The sequence below is a fragment of the Streptomyces sp. 6N223 genome (assembly GCF_052246635.1).
Taxonomy (GTDB): Bacteria; Actinomycetota; Actinomycetes; order Streptomycetales; family Streptomycetaceae; genus Streptomyces.
The window spans coordinates 1-2,226 of record NZ_JBQQCA010000132.1 but is presented as its reverse complement, the minus strand read 5'-3'; the positions used below and the strand labels follow the sequence as shown (position 1 = coordinate 2,226).

Below are 2,226 nucleotides of genomic sequence, written 5' to 3'. Positions count from 1 at the left end.
GGGTGGGGGTGAGGATGGCGTCGAAGGTGTGGGGGTGGTGGGGGTTCCAGGTGGTCAGGGCCCGGTAGCCATGTTCCCGTGCCCACCGGTGCAGTTCGTGCGGGTCCACGCCGGGGTGGGTGGAGGCGGGGTTGTCGGTGGTCAGGCGGTGGTTGGGGATACCCGCCAGGCGGACGGGACCGGTGAGATCCTGGGTCAGGGCCTCCAGCGCCAGGGGAGGGTGAGGACTGTCGGGGTTCCAGGGGTGGGTGGGGATGTCCGCCAGGGAGACCGGGCGGGTGGGGGTGGTATGGAGGACGGCGTTGTAGCGGTAACGGGTCAGCTCGTTGTGCGCCGCCCCGTGCCTGAGCCGGATATCAACCCCGGCAACCACCGCACTCTCCTCGGCGAAAGCGGCGAAGTAGGCCGGGTCCACCAGGAGTTCTTCCTCGGTCAGGATCGCATGCTGCGCCGCCCGGACGGCATCCGCGGCGCCGGTGTGGCGTTGGGCCTGGACGGCGTGGTGAAACGCCTCGTGCAGACCGTGATGGCGGACATCACCGATGACCACACGCCCGCCCGGAGCCAAAAGCTCCAGCACGCGATGCAGAACACCGGTCAGATACCCCCGGTGGGGGAAATACTGGATGACCGAGTTGAGAATGACCGTGTCGAACCGCCCACTCGGCAGACCGGAAACGTCATGAGCCGGCTGACACCGCAGATGCACGTGATCCATATGCCGGGTCTTGTCGGCGAGGGCGCGGATAGCGGCCGGTGACAGATCAGTCGCCCAGTAACTCTCCGCCTCCGGCGCCAGCGGACCCAGCAGCAGACCCGAGCCGGCACCGATCTCCAGAATGCGCCGGGGCCGCTGCTCACGAATGAACTCCACGGTGGCATCCCGCCACTCGATCATCTCCCCCTCGGGGATCGGCTGGCCGCTATAGGAACTCTGCCATCCCCGGAAATCCCACCCCAACGCCACAGCCGCACGAGACTCGTCATACACCGACTCATACGTCGACTGCCACGCCTCCACATGCGACGAACCCGCAGCCTCATCAACCACCGGCACCACATACGCCACCAGACGGCTATCCCCATCCCCACCCTCCTGCACAGCGACCACAGCCTGAGCCACACCGGGATGGGCGGTCAACGCCGCCCGCACCTCACCCGGCTCGATCCGGAACCCACGAATCTTCACCTGATCATCCGCACGCCCCAGATACTCCAACTGCCCACCCACACCCCACCGCACCACATCACCCGTGCGATACATCCGCGACCCCGGCACACCAAACGGATCAGCCACAAAACGCGCCGCAGTCAAACCCGACCGGTTGAGATACCCCCGCGCCAGACCAGAACCCCCCACATACAACTCACCCACCACCCCCACCGGCACCAAACACAAAAACTCATCCAACACATACAGACGGGCGTCAGGAACAGGGCTGCCGATGGGCACGTGCCCGGACGTCAGGGGTGCACTGATGGACGCACACACCGTCGTCTCCGTCGGGCCGTAGGCGTTGAGGAAACGCCTGCCTGGTGCCCACGCCGCCACCAGATCCGGCGAACACGCCTCCCCCGCCACAGTCAGCACCCGAAGCCCCGGCAAAGCCTCGGGCGCTCCCGACGGGAGGGTGGCCAGAACGGAGGGTGGAAGCGTGGCGTGGCTGACCTCGCGATCGGCCAGCATCTCCAACAGCTCCCCGCCCACGAGCCGCTGCTGCTGGGGAAGGACCAGAGCGCCGCCGGTGGTCAGCGCCATGATCAGCTCCCATACCGCCGCATCGAAACTCGCCGACGCGAACTGCACCACCCGGGCATCGGACCCCGCATCCAACGCATCAACATGCGTCGCCCGCAGGCCAGCGATACCCGTGTGGGCCACCGCAACCCCCTTGGGCCGCCCGGTCGAACCCGACGTATAGATCACATACGCCGTGTGGGCCGGATCGAGGTGGAGGGCGGGATTGCTCGGGAGGCTGGCCTGGCAGGAAGCCTGGGGCTCGGGTGAATCGACCGCCACAGCGGTCCCCGCGACATCGTCGGGTAGGTCGGGGGCCGTGGCCACGGTGGTCAGGATGAGCGCGGGCCGGGCATCGGCGGCGATATACCGGATCCGCTCCGCCGGATATGCCGGGTCGATCGGCAGATACGCAGCGCCCGCCTTCACGATCCCCAGCACCACCGCCACCTGCTCCGCGCAGCGCGGCATGGCCACCCCGACCACCC

Annotated in this window: 1 protein-coding gene; it reads right to left on the bottom strand. The window is 67.7% G+C overall.

Annotated features, from left to right (window positions below; translation table 11 throughout):
• The coding region (locus tag ACTWQH_RS32625) for an amino acid adenylation domain-containing protein (RefSeq protein WP_443290431.1) at window positions 1-2,226 on the bottom strand (2,226 nt) is incomplete at both ends.